16 protein-coding genes and 1 pseudogene are annotated in these 15,920 nt (G+C 45.0%); 7 read left to right on the plus strand and 10 right to left on the minus strand.

What is annotated here, in order from left to right:
* Positions 1–187: 187 nt before the first annotated feature.
* Complete coding sequence (locus MHH49_RS08435; RefSeq protein WP_038568262.1) at positions 188–574, plus strand: hypothetical protein; 387 nt, start codon at positions 188–190, stop codon at positions 572–574.
* 105 nt (positions 575–679) lie between these two features.
* Here MHH49_RS08435 and MHH49_RS08440 read toward each other — a convergent pair whose 3' ends face one another.
* The 3 genes from MHH49_RS08440 to MHH49_RS08450 form a co-directional block, all read right to left on the minus strand.
* Positions 680–1,696: an AI-2E family transporter gene (locus tag MHH49_RS08440; RefSeq protein WP_076101160.1), complete on the minus strand. Its 1,017-nt coding sequence runs from the start codon at positions 1,694–1,696 to the stop codon at positions 680–682.
* A 140-nt stretch (positions 1,697–1,836) separates the two neighbouring features.
* The gene (locus MHH49_RS08445; RefSeq protein WP_081382606.1) at positions 1,837–3,024 is read right to left on the minus strand and encodes a polysaccharide deacetylase family protein; all 1,188 of its coding nucleotides are present in this window, start codon (positions 3,022–3,024) and stop codon (positions 1,837–1,839) included.
* A 208-nt stretch (positions 3,025–3,232) separates the two neighbouring features.
* Positions 3,233–3,790, minus strand: coding sequence for a GbsR/MarR family transcriptional regulator (locus MHH49_RS08450; RefSeq protein ID WP_076101159.1), 558 nt, complete (start codon positions 3,788–3,790; stop codon positions 3,233–3,235).
* Between the two features lie 219 nt (positions 3,791–4,009).
* On the opposite strand from MHH49_RS08450, the gene MHH49_RS08455 reads away from it, so the two are divergent.
* From MHH49_RS08455 to MHH49_RS08480, 6 genes are read left to right on the plus strand one after another with little or no spacing between them, the layout of a single operon-like run.
* Complete coding sequence (locus MHH49_RS08455; RefSeq protein WP_339170823.1) at positions 4,010–4,891, plus strand: carbohydrate ABC transporter permease; 882 nt, start codon at positions 4,010–4,012, stop codon at positions 4,889–4,891.
* Positions 4,892–4,916: 25 nt separating this feature from the next.
* Positions 4,917–5,762 carry a carbohydrate ABC transporter permease gene (locus MHH49_RS08460; protein ID WP_339189174.1) on the plus strand — a complete coding sequence of 282 codons (846 nt, stop codon included), beginning with the start codon at positions 4,917–4,919 and terminating at the stop codon, positions 5,760–5,762.
* A 35-nt stretch (positions 5,763–5,797) separates the two neighbouring features.
* A complete protein-coding gene (locus MHH49_RS08465; RefSeq protein WP_341138779.1) occupies positions 5,798–7,144 on the plus strand; it encodes an ABC transporter substrate-binding protein in 1,347 nt (448 codons plus the stop codon).
* Between the two features lie 15 nt (positions 7,145–7,159).
* Positions 7,160–7,948 (plus strand): HAD family hydrolase, encoded by a 789-nt coding sequence (locus MHH49_RS08470; RefSeq protein WP_341138091.1) that lies wholly within the window; start codon positions 7,160–7,162, stop codon positions 7,946–7,948.
* 11 nt (positions 7,949–7,959) lie between these two features.
* Positions 7,960–8,286 (plus strand): DMT family transporter, encoded by a 327-nt coding sequence (locus MHH49_RS08475; protein WP_076107439.1) that lies wholly within the window; start codon positions 7,960–7,962, stop codon positions 8,284–8,286.
* Between the two features lie 51 nt (positions 8,287–8,337).
* A complete protein-coding gene (locus MHH49_RS08480; protein WP_341138092.1) occupies positions 8,338–9,207 on the plus strand; it encodes a metallophosphoesterase family protein in 870 nt (289 codons plus the stop codon).
* Between the two features lie 94 nt (positions 9,208–9,301).
* On the opposite strand, the gene MHH49_RS08485 is transcribed toward MHH49_RS08480, so the two are convergent.
* From MHH49_RS08485 to MHH49_RS08515, 7 genes and pseudogenes are all read right to left on the minus strand, one after another.
* On the minus strand, positions 9,302–9,751 hold the full coding sequence (locus tag MHH49_RS08485) for a hypothetical protein (protein WP_036687301.1): 450 nt from the start codon (positions 9,749–9,751) through the stop codon (positions 9,302–9,304).
* Positions 9,752–9,784: 33 nt separating this feature from the next.
* On the minus strand, positions 9,785–10,702 hold the full coding sequence (locus MHH49_RS08490; protein ID WP_305953613.1) for an ABC transporter ATP-binding protein: 918 nt from the start codon (positions 10,700–10,702) through the stop codon (positions 9,785–9,787).
* Positions 10,695–11,714: an ABC transporter ATP-binding protein gene (locus MHH49_RS08495; RefSeq protein ID WP_036687296.1), complete on the minus strand. Its 1,020-nt coding sequence runs from the start codon at positions 11,712–11,714 to the stop codon at positions 10,695–10,697. The genes MHH49_RS08490 and MHH49_RS08495 overlap by 8 nt, the downstream gene beginning before the upstream one ends.
* Before the next feature lie 15 nt (positions 11,715–11,729).
* The gene (locus MHH49_RS08500) at positions 11,730–12,575 is read right to left on the minus strand and encodes an ABC transporter permease (protein ID WP_036687295.1); all 846 of its coding nucleotides are present in this window, start codon (positions 12,573–12,575) and stop codon (positions 11,730–11,732) included.
* 4 nt (positions 12,576–12,579) lie between these two features.
* The gene (locus MHH49_RS08505; RefSeq protein ID WP_036687292.1) at positions 12,580–13,530 is read right to left on the minus strand and encodes an ABC transporter permease; all 951 of its coding nucleotides are present in this window, start codon (positions 13,528–13,530) and stop codon (positions 12,580–12,582) included.
* A gap of 69 nt (positions 13,531–13,599) precedes the next feature.
* The gene (locus MHH49_RS08510) at positions 13,600–15,216 is read right to left on the minus strand and encodes an ABC transporter substrate-binding protein (RefSeq protein ID WP_036687290.1); all 1,617 of its coding nucleotides are present in this window, start codon (positions 15,214–15,216) and stop codon (positions 13,600–13,602) included.
* A 127-nt stretch (positions 15,217–15,343) separates the two neighbouring features.
* Positions 15,344–15,504, minus strand: a pseudogene (locus MHH49_RS08515) (peptidylprolyl isomerase); the annotation flags it as partial.
* Positions 15,505–15,920: the final 416 nt, after the last annotated feature.

Below are 15,920 nucleotides of genomic sequence, written 5' to 3' on the forward strand. Positions count from 1 at the left end.
AGTATACCTGTGGTGTATTATCGCTATATCATAGCCGTGTTAAATCTTTAGGTTATTTTTAATATTGCTTAAGCTTCAGTTCAGCTTCACGGGTTACAATATAACTAGTTAGAACCCATTTTAAACGATACTTTAGACGGATGCTTAAGCAAGATAAGTTATTGCAGAACAAGAAAAGAGGACTCTAATGGATATAAAAAGAGTGATCATAGTCGGAACGGTAGTTGTAGTGATGTCTTTCGGAAATGCTTGGACTAGTCTTACCGCTAATGCAAGTTCGCCTGTAAAATGGTCCACCGCAGAGGTCGCGGATCAAGACGAATTATTGGAGGTACTTAACCAGCCAACGGACGAGGATCTATACGAGGCCATATATGACGGTAAGTCACTTCAAGATATTGCATCAGAACAAGGCCAAGATATTGAAGCTGTAATCGATCTACAAGTTGCCCAGCTAACGGATCAACTGGATTCACGGTTAGCCGCTGGAAGCATAACAACCGAGCAGTATGCGGCATATAAAGCGGAGCTGAGGGACATCGTTTCAGATAGTGTCCATACTTCCTTCGGTTAAGGGAATACATACAGCGACGCTGTAACATACACAAAAAACCCGGCTAGATGGACCTTCCATTTAGCCGGGTTTTGTATGTTTAATACTTATTTTATAACAGAATCCCTAAGTTCCTATCTTGTTCTCTCTGTTAATTTCCAGAATATCAAGGAAGAATACAAAGATCGGAATCCCCAGAATCAGACCCCATACCCCGAGATAATGCTCAGAGAATAACAACACGATAAACGTATAGAACATAGGCAAATTCATTTTGGATGACATCAGTTTAGGATTTAGGAAGTAGCCTTCTACAAAATGCAGTACGGCAATCATTGCCAGTACGTATATCGTCATGACTAGACCACCAATATTGTAACCAATAATACAAAGTGGGATTAGCGAGATAACAAAACCTACTACCGGAATTAAACTGAGCAAGAAGATCATAATGGATAATGCGAAAAGGTAAGGAAAACCTAAAATCCAGAGTCCGATCACCGTAAAGCATGTATTAAACAACGCGATCAGAATTTGTGCTTCGATCACTTTTCCGAAAGAGGAAATAAATTTTCTGCCAAAATACTCAAGCTCTACATAGAACCAAGAAATTTTGCTCTCTTTAAGGCGGGAAGTGAAGCTAACGATCCTGTTTTTCTCAAGTATAAATACAAAGCTCAAAATGGTTGATAAAACAAAGCTGGTGCCCCAATTGCTTATTTTCAAGACATATTCAATACCGTCTTTCATGTACGACTGATAGTTCAAATCCTTAAGCTGGGCGAATATATACTGCACTATATCATTCTGCGGGATGTTCTCAGGGGTCAAATTGGTCAAAAAATTCGTTAACTGTTTAATCTGTATGAAAACCTTAGGCAGATAATTAACGAGGGTTATGACAACTACAGCGATTAAGGCAAGGTATAGAATAACAATAATCACTTTGCTGTTAACTGCTACATATTTGTTAATGCGTTTCGTGAGCAGCACTTGAAAGCTATTCATTACATACGCAATCAAAAACGTCAACAGTACCAAATTAAGCATATCTCTAATGCTGAATAGCAGCAGAGCAACCAATCCTAAAATCAAAAAACGCCGGACCGTTAAATTTGCGTAATAACGCTTAAACAATTCCATCAGTTCTCTCCATTCGCCTACCAATTAGTACTCTGTTTATAGTCTACAGTAAGGAATTCACTTATAGCAACTAGTGATTCGCCTAAAATGACGAAATTACTCACTTTTTGTAATCTCATCATCAATAAAAGTGACACTTTTCATGCTCCTGCATCCATATGAGTCAATTCAACGATTCGGCGTTTCGGATCATATTTCATATCTATATGCAGATCTTTGCATAATTGATGAAACGGAACCATCAAGGTTCCCTTCCTCATTTCAGGAGAATTCCTTACCATATTCACCTTTTGGTTGTTCAAGGTCAATTCCATGGGCAAATCGATATGCTTCATCTGATCAAGCGTCAACGCAGCAGTAAGTGTCTCACTTCCCCCGTTAATTCGTGCGGCATTCCGATCCGCTCTAGTGTTAATCCCATCCTCAATTTTGAAGGTCAGTGAAATCCCCAGCGAATCACAAACAGCCAGCAATCTGTCATTGTAGGACCCATAAGGAAAAGCAATTGCCGAATCCGTATTGCCCAATTCTTCTTTCAGCCTTTGCTCCGCCTTGGCCAGATCACGTGTAACTCTGCTGTAGTATTCAACATTCATCTCATTCCTGTTCTCATCATCAACATATAACAAAGCACTTGCAGCTGGCCGCTGCCCGCCCTCGGCATCCACAATCCCATAATGATGCAAATCATAGGTATGACTATAAAATCCCATCCCAGCATGCTTCATTTCCCGCATTTGCTCCCAAGTGAGCTTCGGCACGCTATTCGGATCTGGGTGATCAATTGTAGATACGATAACAAAATTGACGGCTGTATATCCGTATTTTTGCAAAACGGGGAACGCCAATTCATAAAAACTTTCATATCCATCATCAAAGGTCAGCAGCACTGCATTGTCCGGAACTGCGCCGTTATTCAGCATAAATTCGCGGTATTCCGCCATGGTGATCACATGAAAACCTTCCTGCTTCAGCAGATTCATTTGATCGTCAAACCGATCAACCGATAACACCCAAGGAAACTGTGGCATGGGCTTCTCGGAAAGATGATGATACATCAGCACAGCCACCTGATCTCTGTAGTAAATGCCTTGCGGAAGAGGTCCGGATTTCTGCCAGCCGATTTGTGTATTTAGTGCCTGTTCAGCCACTGCCTTAGGGATCATAAGATCATCAGGCGAGGCTGGGTTGGCAGCTACCGTCTTTATAACTTGACCATTTACATTAATAGTAATTGTTGAAGGTTCACGTTGTGTATTTAAAATAGCAGCAAGGCTTAGCAGTAGAATTATGACAACAACAAGCAGCATATATTTTTTCGTTTTCAATCTCAGAATCTCCTTAAAAACATTTCTTGTCCCTATGTAACTATATATTTTATGGAAGTTCCACCTGCTATTGGTTACATTTTCTTCTTATTTTTGTTTCTTTATCATAAAAAAGAGGGTGAACCTCAAGCCGAACCGGCTTAAGGAACACCCGCAAAAATGGAGATCTATATACAATTATGTACATCTATATGTGAATGTAGACGGTCTAGGACCTTCTCTTATCTGCGAAGTAATTCTCTTCCCCAAGCTCGTCCACGAACTGCTGCAGCCAATGATAATATTGAACGGCATGCTCCAGCTTCTCCAGATCCTTCAGGCAGAATTGCCGCTCCTCCTCAGACGTATCCACGGCTTGAACCAATCCCTCCAGCTCAGGAATGACAACGTCTAAAGCGTGCTTCATGACATCAATCTCCCGCTGCAGCTTCATCCCAAAAAAGTTCTTAAAGGTCTGAAAGAAATCTGTTTCCACTGCATACAGATCCTTTCGGTCCCGCTTCTCCTCCAGCTTAGTGACCATCTTGGAGGCCATCAAAGAACGGACTCCATAGCTCATATTACTCTTGCTCATATTCATCACATTCTTCATCTCTTCAAGCGTCATCGGACGGTCTTCAAAGAACATAATTCCATACAGCTGCCCGAATGAATAATTCGCACCATATAGGTCCATCGTCTGAGCAATCGCATCGATCATCGGACGCAGCAGCTGCTCGCGTGGAGATAAGTCTTTATTCTCTTCACCAAAGGCTACCTGTTTCATAGCTGCACCTTCATTCCACTTAGAATCTACCCTTCTATTTTACACAAAATAGCAACTACCTGCGCTAATCTCTTAAATTTTTACATAATCTCGCATCGATCTTTACGTCCACTTGACCACGCAGCCGCTCGATGAGTGTACAATTTTTTTTGAACGGAAGAGCTTGCCTCAGAATTATACCGCAAAAAACAGAAGATGGAATGGGGTATCGACAGAATAATGAAACGTTCGAGATTTATAGGGGAGTTGAAACCGGTGCTCTTCACCTTGCCGGCAATGATTCCATTCGTTGTATTTTGGCTAGCGCCATTACTTTATGTATTTTATCTCAGCTTTACCGAATGGGACTTCATGAGCCCTGAGAAAACCTTTGTCGGACTAACCAACTATCTGGATCTGTTCAGCAATCCTGCCTTCTATAAAGCACTTAGAGTGACTCTGTTATTCTGTGCCGGAAGTGTGCTGCCCGTTATTCTGATCGGACTTGGACTAGCACTCCTGATGAACGGGAAGCTGAAAGGGTCCACCCTCTATCAGGTATTGCTGTTCTCCCCTTGGGTCACGCCGACCGTGGCTGTATCCATTGTCTGGTCCTGGATCTATGAACCCGAAATCGGCCTTGCCAATACTGTACTTGACCTCTTAGGTCTAGAAAAAATCGGTTGGCTTCAAGACCCTAAATGGGCGCTGCTTGGCGTTCTGCTCGTGACAATATGGAAATCGGTAGGCTGGGCGATGATTTTTTACTTGGTGGCACTACGCAATGTCCCTACGGATCTGCTGGAAGCAGCTCAACTGGATGGAGCAAATGCTGTTCAAAAATTCAGCCGTATTACTTTACCGCTAATCTCGCCAACGACACTGTTTCTGTTCATCGTACAGATCATCGGGGCGTTACAGGCTTACGACCAGATTAACGTACTTACACAAGGTGGACCCTCAGGATCAACACGCACCTTGCTCTATATGTATTATCAGTCTGCCTTTGAAGCCTTTCAGATTGGAGAAGCCTCTAGTGTCGCAATGATTCTGGTATTTATATGTATGCTGCTCTCCGTAATCTCACTAGAGGTTAGTAAACGGACAACCCATTATCAATAACAACTGCTGTAAAGGAGAACGACTGATGAATGCAACGATCGTACGCGCGGGCAAGCTGACCCGCCATCTATTTTTTACAGCTATTGCACTGATCATGGCCTTCCCCTTCTATTGGATGGTCACCAGCGCCTTAAAAACCAATGATGAAATCTGGCAGTCTCCGCCCACAATTTGGCCTAAGGATCCGCTGTGGAGTAATTTTTCAGCCGCCTGGCACGAAGCCCCTTTCTTCAGATATATGGGCAATAGCATATTTGTCGCTGTGTCGATTGTTATTCTGCAGGTCATAAATTCCGGGATGATGGCCTATGCGCTTACGCATATGAAATTCCGCTTCAGAGGGCTGTTCTCAGGCGTTATTCTTTTCGGCTATATGGTTCCAGCCACCGCTGTTTATCTTCCCGGATATTTGGTATTGTCCCAGCTCCATCTACTGGATTCATATGCCGGATTAATTCTATCCAACTGTGTAAGTGTCTTCTCCATCTTTCTAATTCGCCAAGCCTTCCTTCAGGTTCCCCATGAGCTGGTGGAGGCTGGAGAAGTGGACGGTTCCTCACATATGCGGATTCTGTGGACCATTCTTGTCCCCATTACACGTTCTTCCTTTGCTGTGCTAGCCCTGATCACCTTCATTGATCAGTACAATAACTATTTCTGGCCGATGCTGATCACCAAAGACCCTAATCTCCAGCTAGTCTCGGCGGGTCTGCGTAGTTTCTTTACTCAAGGAGGTGCTTACGGATTAAAATGGCCGCTGATCATGGCCGCTAGCGCATTCACCATCGCCCCGTTGCTGCTAGTATTTCTACTAGCTCAGAAAACGATCATGCAAAGTGTCAACATGACCGCTGGTTCCAGCAAAGGATAAGCTAACAATTCTATTTTAATAAGAGGAGAATGATGATGAACGTATTGAAGAGACTGTCCACCCTGTCTTTGGTTGCCGGATTTACAATGTTAACAGCTTGCGGAGGAAATGCGAATACAGGCAATGTTACAGCGGCAAATGGAGCTTCTTCCTCCCCCTCCACAGAGGCTGCACCCACACAAAATGCGCCGGTAACGATTGAATTCTGGTATGGTCTCGGCGGCAAGCTTGGTGAGAATATGGAGGCACTGATTCAGAAATTTAATACCTCTCAGCAAGAGGTCATCGTCAAAGGTATCGCGCAGGCAGACTACACTGAAACCGAACAGAAGCTGCAAGCAGCTATCGCTATAGGAAAAGTGCCTGCGGCTGCTCTCTCCTCCAATGTAGATTGGGCCCGTAAAGGATATTTCGCTCCGATAGACGAGCTTATGGCACTGCAGCCAGATTTTAATAAAGAGGATTTTGTCCAAACCTTTCTAAATCAGGGCCAGGTTGATGGTAAGCAATACTTCCTGCCGATGTATGGAACAACGCAGGTCATGTACTATCGCAAAGATGTTTTTGAGAAGAATGGAATTGATGCTAGCACACTAAAGACTTGGGAAGATCTAGCTGCCGCAGCTGCGAAAATGACAGTGAAAGACGACGGCAAAACCACCCTTTATGGTTGGGAGCCTATGTGGGGTTCAGGGAACATGATTGATGCCGTACTCAGCAAAGGAGGCACTATCCTTAGTGAGGATGGAAAACAAGTTATGGTCGACTCTAAAGAGTGGATTGAAACCTGGGATTTGTTCCGCAAGTGGATTCACGAGGATAAGATCATGCGAATTCATTCCGGCGGTCAAGGCTGGGAGTATTGGTACAAGACGATTGACGATGTAATGAAGGGTCAATCCGCAGGCTACACCGGCTCCAGCGGCGATCAGGGAGACTTGGACTTCAGCATTGTTTCGGCTATGGAGCAGCCAGGCTGGGCAGGGATCGGTGAGGGCAAACCCGTAGCCCAAGCACTTATGGCCGGCATTCTATCCAAAGCTAACGACAGTGAAAAGGAAGCAGCTATAAAATGGCTAACCTACTTCACAAATGCTGAGAATACTGCGTCCTGGTCCATTAATACGGGATATATTTCGGTGCGCCAATCCGCATTGCAAGACCCGGAATTTGTGTCATTCAGCGAAAGCAATCCACAGATTAAGGTCCCATTGATGCAAGCTTCTCATGGTTCTGCACCTTTCCAAGACCCAACTGGCGGCAAAATTAACGATGCGTTGACAATCGCCGCAGATAAGGTGCAAATTGAGAATATCCCAGCAGCACAAGCACTTAAGGAAGCACAAGAAACGGCACAAGCAGCGCTTGATAAATTAAAATAAAGGGCGGTGGACTTCATGTCTGAGCTCATCACTCCGCAAGGCAGATACACTGTAGCAGCTATTCTATTCGATAAGGATGGTACGCTGCTCCAGTTCGTATCCCTCTGGGGCAGCTGGGGCGAATGTTTTTTAGAGAGATTCACGAAGTATATGAAGCAAAGAGGGCTACAGATTGCAGAAGAGCAGCTCCCTGCATTAATGGGAACTATACACAATGCCCAGGGGAGCATTACCAATTATGATCGCAACGGACCGCTGGCTATGGGGACTATGAGTGATCTTTATGCCATTCTGTCATGGCAGGGTTATCTGCAAGGTTTATCTTGGGCGGAGTCCATGGAGCTTGTCCATCAATGCCGTCTCGAAGCGGATGTTATGTTAGAAGAGAAACGCCCTGTTCACTCCCTTCCGGGACTTCATCGTTTTCTTGATGAGTGCGTGAGTGCAGGCATCCCTCTCGCCGTGGTGACCGCAGATGAAACAGAGGCCGCAGACAAACATCTCCAATGGCTGGGCATACGGCATTATTTCTCCGAAGTAATTGGAACAGATCTTGTGGATCAGGGTAAACCTTTCCCCGACATGGTGCAGCTGGCCTGCAAAAGGTTAGCCGTGGAACCCGCGTACACAGCGGTTATCGGCGATACTAACGGGGATATGCGAATGGCTAAAGCAGCGGGTGTACAGGTAGCTATCGGCCTAGCAGAAAGCGAAGGTACTAGTGCTTCAACACATATTCTCCCGGATGCAGATCTCATTGTACAATCTTATGCTGAGCTCAGAATTGAGGTTACTTCCCTGTGAGAATAGAAGGAATGTGGGCATGGATGTTTCTGACGCTGGCTATTGTGTTCGAACTCTCAGGGACCATCTCAATGAAAATATCTCAGGGGTTCACCCAGCTCTGGCCTTCCGTGCTTATGTTCCTGTTCTATGGAGCCAGCTTCACCTCCCTGAATTATGCTCTCACCTCGATTAAGGTAGGCGTAGCTTATGCGATATGGTCAGGAGCGGGAATCATCCTGATTTCCTTCATGGGAACCCTGTTCTTTGAAGAAAAGCTAACCCTATCCTCACTAGTATGGATAGCCGTCATCATTGTCGGGATCATAGGACTGAACATTAGCGGCAAGACGCATTAGCGAACAGCAACAGTATTGGATAGGTTCATAGATGAAGGAGGATGCCCAAACATGAGTACGAACACATCACCTGAAGATAAACCAGTTATCACCTTTCAGATCATTACGGATACCCATGTCACTGCTGACCGCAATCATGAGTACAATCTTAACTTCGAGCTGGCACTCCGTGATATAGCAGCGCATGGGGAAGGCAGCAGCGGGATTATGCATATCGGTGATGTCACAGACCACGGCTTCCCTGCTGAATACGAAGAAATGCTTCGTATCCTCAAACAATATAAAACCGACCTGCCCGAGATTACCTTTACCTTAGGCAATCATGATGTGGGGCTCGGAAATTGGGAATCACGTTTAGGAATGTATACGTCACAGACCGGAATGTCCGGACCCTATCATGATCACTGGATCAATGGCTATCATTTTATTTTGCTAGGGACGGAGCAAGGATTGCCCAAGTTCTGTGATCTCTCCTCTGAGCAGCTTGATTGGCTGGAGCATAAGCTTGGAGAGCAAGCTTCACCAGAGCAGCCTATCTTTCTCTTCCTGCATCAACCGCTTAAAGACACCGTAGCCGGATCACTGGAATCGCAAGATTGGTATGGTGTCACACAAGATAAGGAATTAAAAGAAATTCTGTCGAGATATCCCCAGACCTTGTTATTCACTGGACATACCCATTGGGAGCTGGAGGTAAACAACACTATGTTCCCTGGCCATGGAGAGATCGCAACGATGTTTAATGCTGCTTCTGTCGCCTATCTTTGGACTAATGAAGATAAACATAAGACGGGCAGCCAAGGCTTCTATGTGGAAGTGTATAGCGATAAAGTGCTTATCCGGGGCAGAGATTTTAAGACAGGAAGCTGGATTGAGGCTGCACAATATGAGGTAGCTTACCCAGCGGTAAGCGTATATTAATGATAAGCATTTAAGCGAGAAATATAACAAAAAAAACGATTGTGCACAGGGAGTCCTTCCCCGCAACAATCGTTTTTTACTGTAGCTATTCAGCTTATCGTCCAATGGGCGCAATCCGGTAGACAGCTGTATCTCCATCCGCTGCCTTCGTATCGCTCTCGATCTGCCAACCGAAGGACAACACAGAGGCCAAACGTTCCTTCTCAGCCAAGGTTAAAGCCACCTCAGCGGCTTCCTTACCTTCCTCAAGCTCCAGAGCCGCTTCTTTGCCCAGAGCTACCCATATCCAGCTGCGAATCCCACGAATCGTATTGTATTTGATCTGATAGCCTGTCTTCACCGCTTGCCCGAACAACTCCGGCTGCTCTGACTGCAACGCGGTCAGCTGCTTATAATCAAATTGGTATTCGCTCTCGTCAACGGGCAAATCGCCCTCTGCCACTTTACGAAGAATATCCTCATCAGACCACCCCAAGGAGCGGAGTGATTCCACCAATAACGCATCCCACTGGGATAACTTTACCCGGTTTAAGTTCTCTGACATTCTGATCCCTCCCAATCTATATATAGAGTCTAATCATACCGTAAAATCATAAGCAACATAATGGCCCGGGCTTACTTCCTGTAGTGTAGAAGTCTCAGCTCTGCCGTACTCTTGCGAGTATCCGTCTAAAATAATTCTCTGATTGGCCCGCCGGGGATCCGTCTCCAAGATGGAAGACAGCAGCGCCTTTGTATAAGGATGAATAGGATTATCGTACAGCTCATCACTTTCGGCTACCTCTACTAGTCGACCGCCATACATCACGCCGATCCGGTCAGAAATATGCCGTACCATCGACAGATCATGTGCGACAAAGAGATAGGTCAAGCCAAATTCGGACTGCAAATCCTCCAGCATGTTCACTACCTGGGCCTGGACAGACACGTCCAGCGCTGAGATCGGCTCATCACACACGACAAACTCAGGTCTTACGGACAATGCTCTGGCAATCGAAATCCGCTGGCGTTGTCCACCGCTGAATTCATGCGGGAAGCGGTAGAGATGTTCTCTTTTTAAACCTACCTTTTCCAGCAATGCCGCAACAGCTTCTTTGCGTTCTTCACCTTCGTGGATGCCGTGGATTTTCATCGGCTCACTGATCAGATCAAGTACACTTAAGCTTGGATTAAGTGATGAATAGGGATCTTGGAAGATCGACTGAATGCGTCTGCGAAAAGGTTTTAGCTGCTTCTCTCCAAGCTTGCTCAGCGGCTGCCCGTCAAAAGACACTTCACCGTCTGTGTAATCATATAAGCGCAGCAAGCAGCGTCCAACCGTGGACTTGCCGCTTCCTGACTCTCCAACCAGCCCAAAGGTCTCTCCCTGACGAATCTGAAAGCTTACGCCATCTACTGCCTTAAGCACCGATGTATCGCGTCCCCACATATCCTTGCCTTTGGAGAAATGTTTTTTGAGATTATTTACGTCCACTAGAATCTTATTGTCACTCAACCGAACCGCTCCCTTCAACGCCAGCTACGGCTGGAGTCTCCTGCACACCATCTGCTAACCAGCACATCGAACGGTGACCGGGCGATAATTCGATTACCGGAGGACGTTCGCTGCAACGGGCAAAAGCATTAGGGCAACGCTCCATAAAGGGACAGCCAGAAGGAGGATTCAACAAATCCGGAGGTGTGCCTTCGATTGGAATCAGACGTTCACGTGATTTGCCGTCACGTTTCGGGATCGAGCGAAGCAGACCTTTCGTGTAAGGATGCTGTGGGCGGTAAAAAATATCCTCCACCGTACCTTCCTCCATCACTAGTCCACCATACATTACGATAACCCGTGTACATACCTGAGCCACCACACCCAAATCATGGGTGATCAGTGCTATAGCTGTACTGGTATTATTTTTTAGCTCTTTAAAAAGATCAAGAATTTGGGCCTGTATCGTTACATCAAGCGCAGTTGTCGGCTCATCCGCAATCAATAGCTCTGGCTGGCAGGAAAGAGCCATGGCGATCATGACCCGCTGCCGCATCCCGCCGCTGAATTCATGCGGATACTGCTGCAGCCGCTGCTCAGGATTATTTATACCCACCTGCCGCAGGATACTTGCTGCTTCTTTGAACGCTTCTTCCTTATTTAAGCCGCGATGCCGCCGGATGACCTCCGTAAGCTGCTGGCCGATTTTTTTCACAGGATTAAGAGAGGTCATGGGATCCTGAAACACCATCGCTATGCGGTTGCCGCGTAGTTTTCTCCACTCTTTTTCCGAAAGGTTAGATAAATTCTCACCCCGAAAATTAATATTTCCAGCGATAATTTTACCCGGAGGTGTAATCAACGACATAATCGCCTTCGCAGTTACACTTTTCCCGCTTCCGGATTCACCAACAATCCCTACCGTTTCTCCAGCGTCTATATGAAAGCTAACGCCACGAACTGCCTGATTCTCCCCATCTCGAGTTTGGAAGGAAACCTTCAAATTCTCAACAGACAATAGCCGTTCCGTCATGATGTCTTCACACTCCTATCTTCGGATCAGCTTCGGTTCAAAGCCAACCCGCAAAATATCGCCCAGAACATTAAAGCTCAGAACCGTTAATAGTATCAATAACCCCGGGAACAATGCCAAATAAGGTGCCTGAGCGATATATCCCTGTGCATTGTTAAGCATACTGCCCCAAGTGGCATTCGGAGGTTGTACCCCGAACCCAAGGAAGCTTAGGGACGACTCCATCATAATCGCGGAAGCGATATTATTCGTCGCACCTACAATCACAACAGGTACTAGCCCCGGAAGAATATGACGCCAGATAATTCCGAAGTTGCTCTGGCCGGAAGCTTTTGCATATAGTACATATTCCCGTTCTTTAATCGTCATCGTCTCCGCACGAATCACACGGGCAATGTTCATCCACATTAATAGAGCAATAATTAAAATGATGTTTCCTACACTCGGCTTCAGAAATACGCTGAGCAGCAGCAGCACAAGGAAAGATGGAATGGACATCACTACATCAAGCATCCGCATCAATAGATTATCAATCCATCCGCCAAAATATCCACTGATTACGCCCACCGTCACACCTATACCCGTGGCAATGATCATTGAAGCAAAACCAACTAGCAAAGATACCCGGCCACCATACAAAGCTCGGGCAAAATAATCCCGGCCGTAATCATCCGTACCAAACCAATGATCCGCTCCGGGCGCTTTCAAGCGTGCCAAAACATCCATTGCATTCGGATCATGTCCGGACAAAAAAGCAAATATAGAGCCTAGTGTGAAGACGATTAAAGTAATGAGGGCTGCGACACCCAATTTATTCGTAAATAGCTCATCTCCAACACTTTTCCATTTACTGCGATTCATGAGGTCACCTCGTCAATTTAATTCGTGGGTCCACGAAGCTATATAGAATATCCGCGACCAGATTGCCGATGATCAGCATTAAAGAAGAGAACAAAGTTATTCCCATAATTACGGGATAATCCATCCCTTTAACCGCAGTCATCCCTAAAGAGCCAATACCCGGCCATGAAAATACCGTCTCCGTTACAATTGCACCCGCCACCAGATCACCCATCGACATCCCGAGCAATGTAATTACTGGCAACAGTACATGCTTAAGCACGTGACGGAACAGAATCGTTGTCTTGCTGGATCCAAAAGCATATTGAATCTGCACATACTCTTCTTTTAGCTGTCCAATCGTACTAGAGCGGATGTATCGTACGTAACCGGCCAGAAATCCAAAAGCCAATACGGCGCAAGGCAGAATACCATGCTTCAATACATCAACCGCTGATTCCACACCAATGGTTCGCATCCCCATAATAGGCAGCAGGTGCAGCTTAATTGCAAATAAGTACATAAGTAATATGGCCAGCCAAAATAAAGGTACTGAAATTCCGATATAGGATAAAAAGTTAATTAGTTTATCCACCCAGCGGTTCCGGTTAGCTCCAGCAAGCAGACCCATCGGGATCGCCAACAGAACGGCTAAGCCGATTGCACTGCCCATCAAACCTGCTGTTGCAGGTAAACGTTCTAGAATTTGCTCCAATACAGGCTGATGATTCACAAGGGAATAACCGAAATTGCCCTGCAGTACTTCTTTGATCCATATAAAATATTGAATGTAGGCTGGCTTATCCAGCCCAAGGTTATGCCGGATGCGCTCAATATCATCCGCGTGCATATTCGGCGTAACGAAGGATAGTACCGGATCCCCCGGAGCCAGCTTAATCATCGCAAAGCACACAACCGAGACAAAAAACAGCATCGGCAGGGTTTGCAGTAATCTTCGGACGATAAGTTGTCTCATACGTATATTCTCCCAGTTCTATATCGGTAAAAAAATAAGCTGGATTGACCAGCTTATTTTTTCCCGTTCTTATTTAAGGTAGATTTTCGATAAATCTTCAAAAATAACGACAGGCTTCAAGACTGCTTCTTCTAGACCGCCGTAGTTCTTGGAGACAGCTACAATAGTCTTAGTATTAGCAATTGGATAAATCGGTGCATCGTCAGCAATGATCTCTTGGATCTTCTTATAGATCTCACCACGTTTAGTCACATCTGCTTCTCCTGCACCATCATTGAACAACTTATCGACTTCAGCATTATTATAATGCGAGTAGTTAGAGTCTGCAGTAGATGTATACAAAATTCTGTAAGCATCAGGATCGTAACCCATAATATAACCTGCAATCGCAAGTTCAAAATCTGTTGAATTCATATCACTGAATTTCTGACCATATGCCGAGGCATCCATATTTTGCAGTTCAACTTCAGCGCCAATGGCCTTTAGCTTTTGCTGCACGTATAGTGAAATGGCTTCCTGAGCTTTATTACCGCTCGATACAATCAATCTCAATTTCAGATCGCTAACCCCTGCCGATTGCAGAAGCTCTTTGGCTTTTTCTACATCATTATCAAAAGAAGGTACGTCATTAGTATAGAACAATGCATCCGGAGTCAAAAAGGACTTCGCCGGGTCTGCATACTCGTTAGAAGTATAAGCAGCCTGAATGATTTCATCACGATTTAGGGCTAGAGACAAGGCTTGACGAACTTCTTTTTTAGCAAGAGCACCTCTATCACTGTTTGCATTGAACAACAGGTAGGACAATCGGCCTTCACTATAAGGCAGGATTTCGAAATTGTTCGAAGCCTCAATCGTTCCAACATCCTGTGGATCTAGATACTTAATGTTGATCTCACCATTCTGAAGTGCGAGATTCGCAGCATTCGTATCTTTAGCAATCCGGTACGTTATAGAATCAAGATGTGGTTTGCCGCCAAAGTAGTTATCAAATCTCTCGAGCGTAACATATTCGCCTGCTTTGTATTCTTTAAATTTAAATGGGCCAGATCCAACCGGAGCAGCATTCTTGGTGCTTTTCTCTAGATCCGTCTCATTCTCAAAAATATGCTTTGGAATCGGAAATACTTGCACTAGTGTAGCTTCAAAAGCTGGGCTGACCTGCGGAAGCTTGAACTCTACAGTCAGATCATCCACCTTAACTGCCTTAACGGGTTTATCACCGATGAATAAGTTCGCTCTCAACATGCTGTTTTGCTTCTCATCGAGGATGCTATCAATCGTGAACACGACATCGTCAGCTGTAAGCTTTTCTCCGTCATGCCAAGTTAGTCCACTTTTCAGTTTCAATGTATAAGTCAGGTTATCTTCGGAAAGTGTCAGGCTGTCTGCCAAGTAGAAGGTCTTCTCTCCGTTATTCACTTGGAACAATGGCGCGTAGAGCGCTTGGTCAATCGTCAGACTGACACGATCACCAGCATAGTTCGGATTTAGAATGACAGGATCTGCAGCGACCCCAATAATTAAGTTGCCACCATCTTTTGGTTCAGTGCTTGCTGTCGATCCTTCAGTAGCCGTAGGCGTCTGATTTGTATTTGTGGAAGCGGCGTTATTTCCCCCGGAGCACGCGCTAATCAAAAATGTTAACAAAACCAAAGTAATAACTCCAGATAATCCTTTACGCATAAGTTTCTCCCCCGTGTCTATATTGTCTTTGTTTGTTTTTTATATTGTATATCGGGATACTAGGAATTACAATGGATAGCATTTCACATTAATGTAATATTGAGGGAACTGATAATTCCAACCTTTTTCATGACTCATCCCCACGCTTTAAAGTATCCACATGGTCCATACCTGAAATGACTCTTCCGAATACAGTATGCCAAGGGTCGCAATACCCCCTTGGACAATAAATCCACGAACCACACGTTGGAAAGTCAGACCGTTATAAAAACCTTGATGGACCAGCTTCATCGTGACTACTCTCCTAAACTCTGTTCAGCCACCAATATGAGCTTCAGTCTTCGCTGTCTCTTCCGGTACGTATATTTCCTCAACATCCCCATCCAGCAGAGGTCGGTATTTACCTTTGCATCATACCAGAACACATCCGCACGAGGATTCATGGCCAGTAACAGATCGATTAACTACTGAGCTTTTTGTGGTGATTTATCCATAGTCTCATTCCTGTGCTCATCTGGCTGGCATTCTTATCTAATTATCCGGTAATTGTACAGCAGATCCATAAAAATTAATATATCTAAAAAGTTCAATTTATCCAACTCTCATTTCTCATTTACTATAAGAACTTTGCGAAATAAGGATTATTACTATCTAACTGTAAATATATTGAGAACATACCTATACCTCTCGGAAGAAAGGGAGAG

Source organism: Paenibacillus sp. FSL F4-0122, from assembly GCF_038002845.1.
GTDB classification, from domain to species: domain Bacteria; phylum Bacillota; class Bacilli; order Paenibacillales; family Paenibacillaceae; genus Paenibacillus_AQ; species Paenibacillus_AQ odorifer.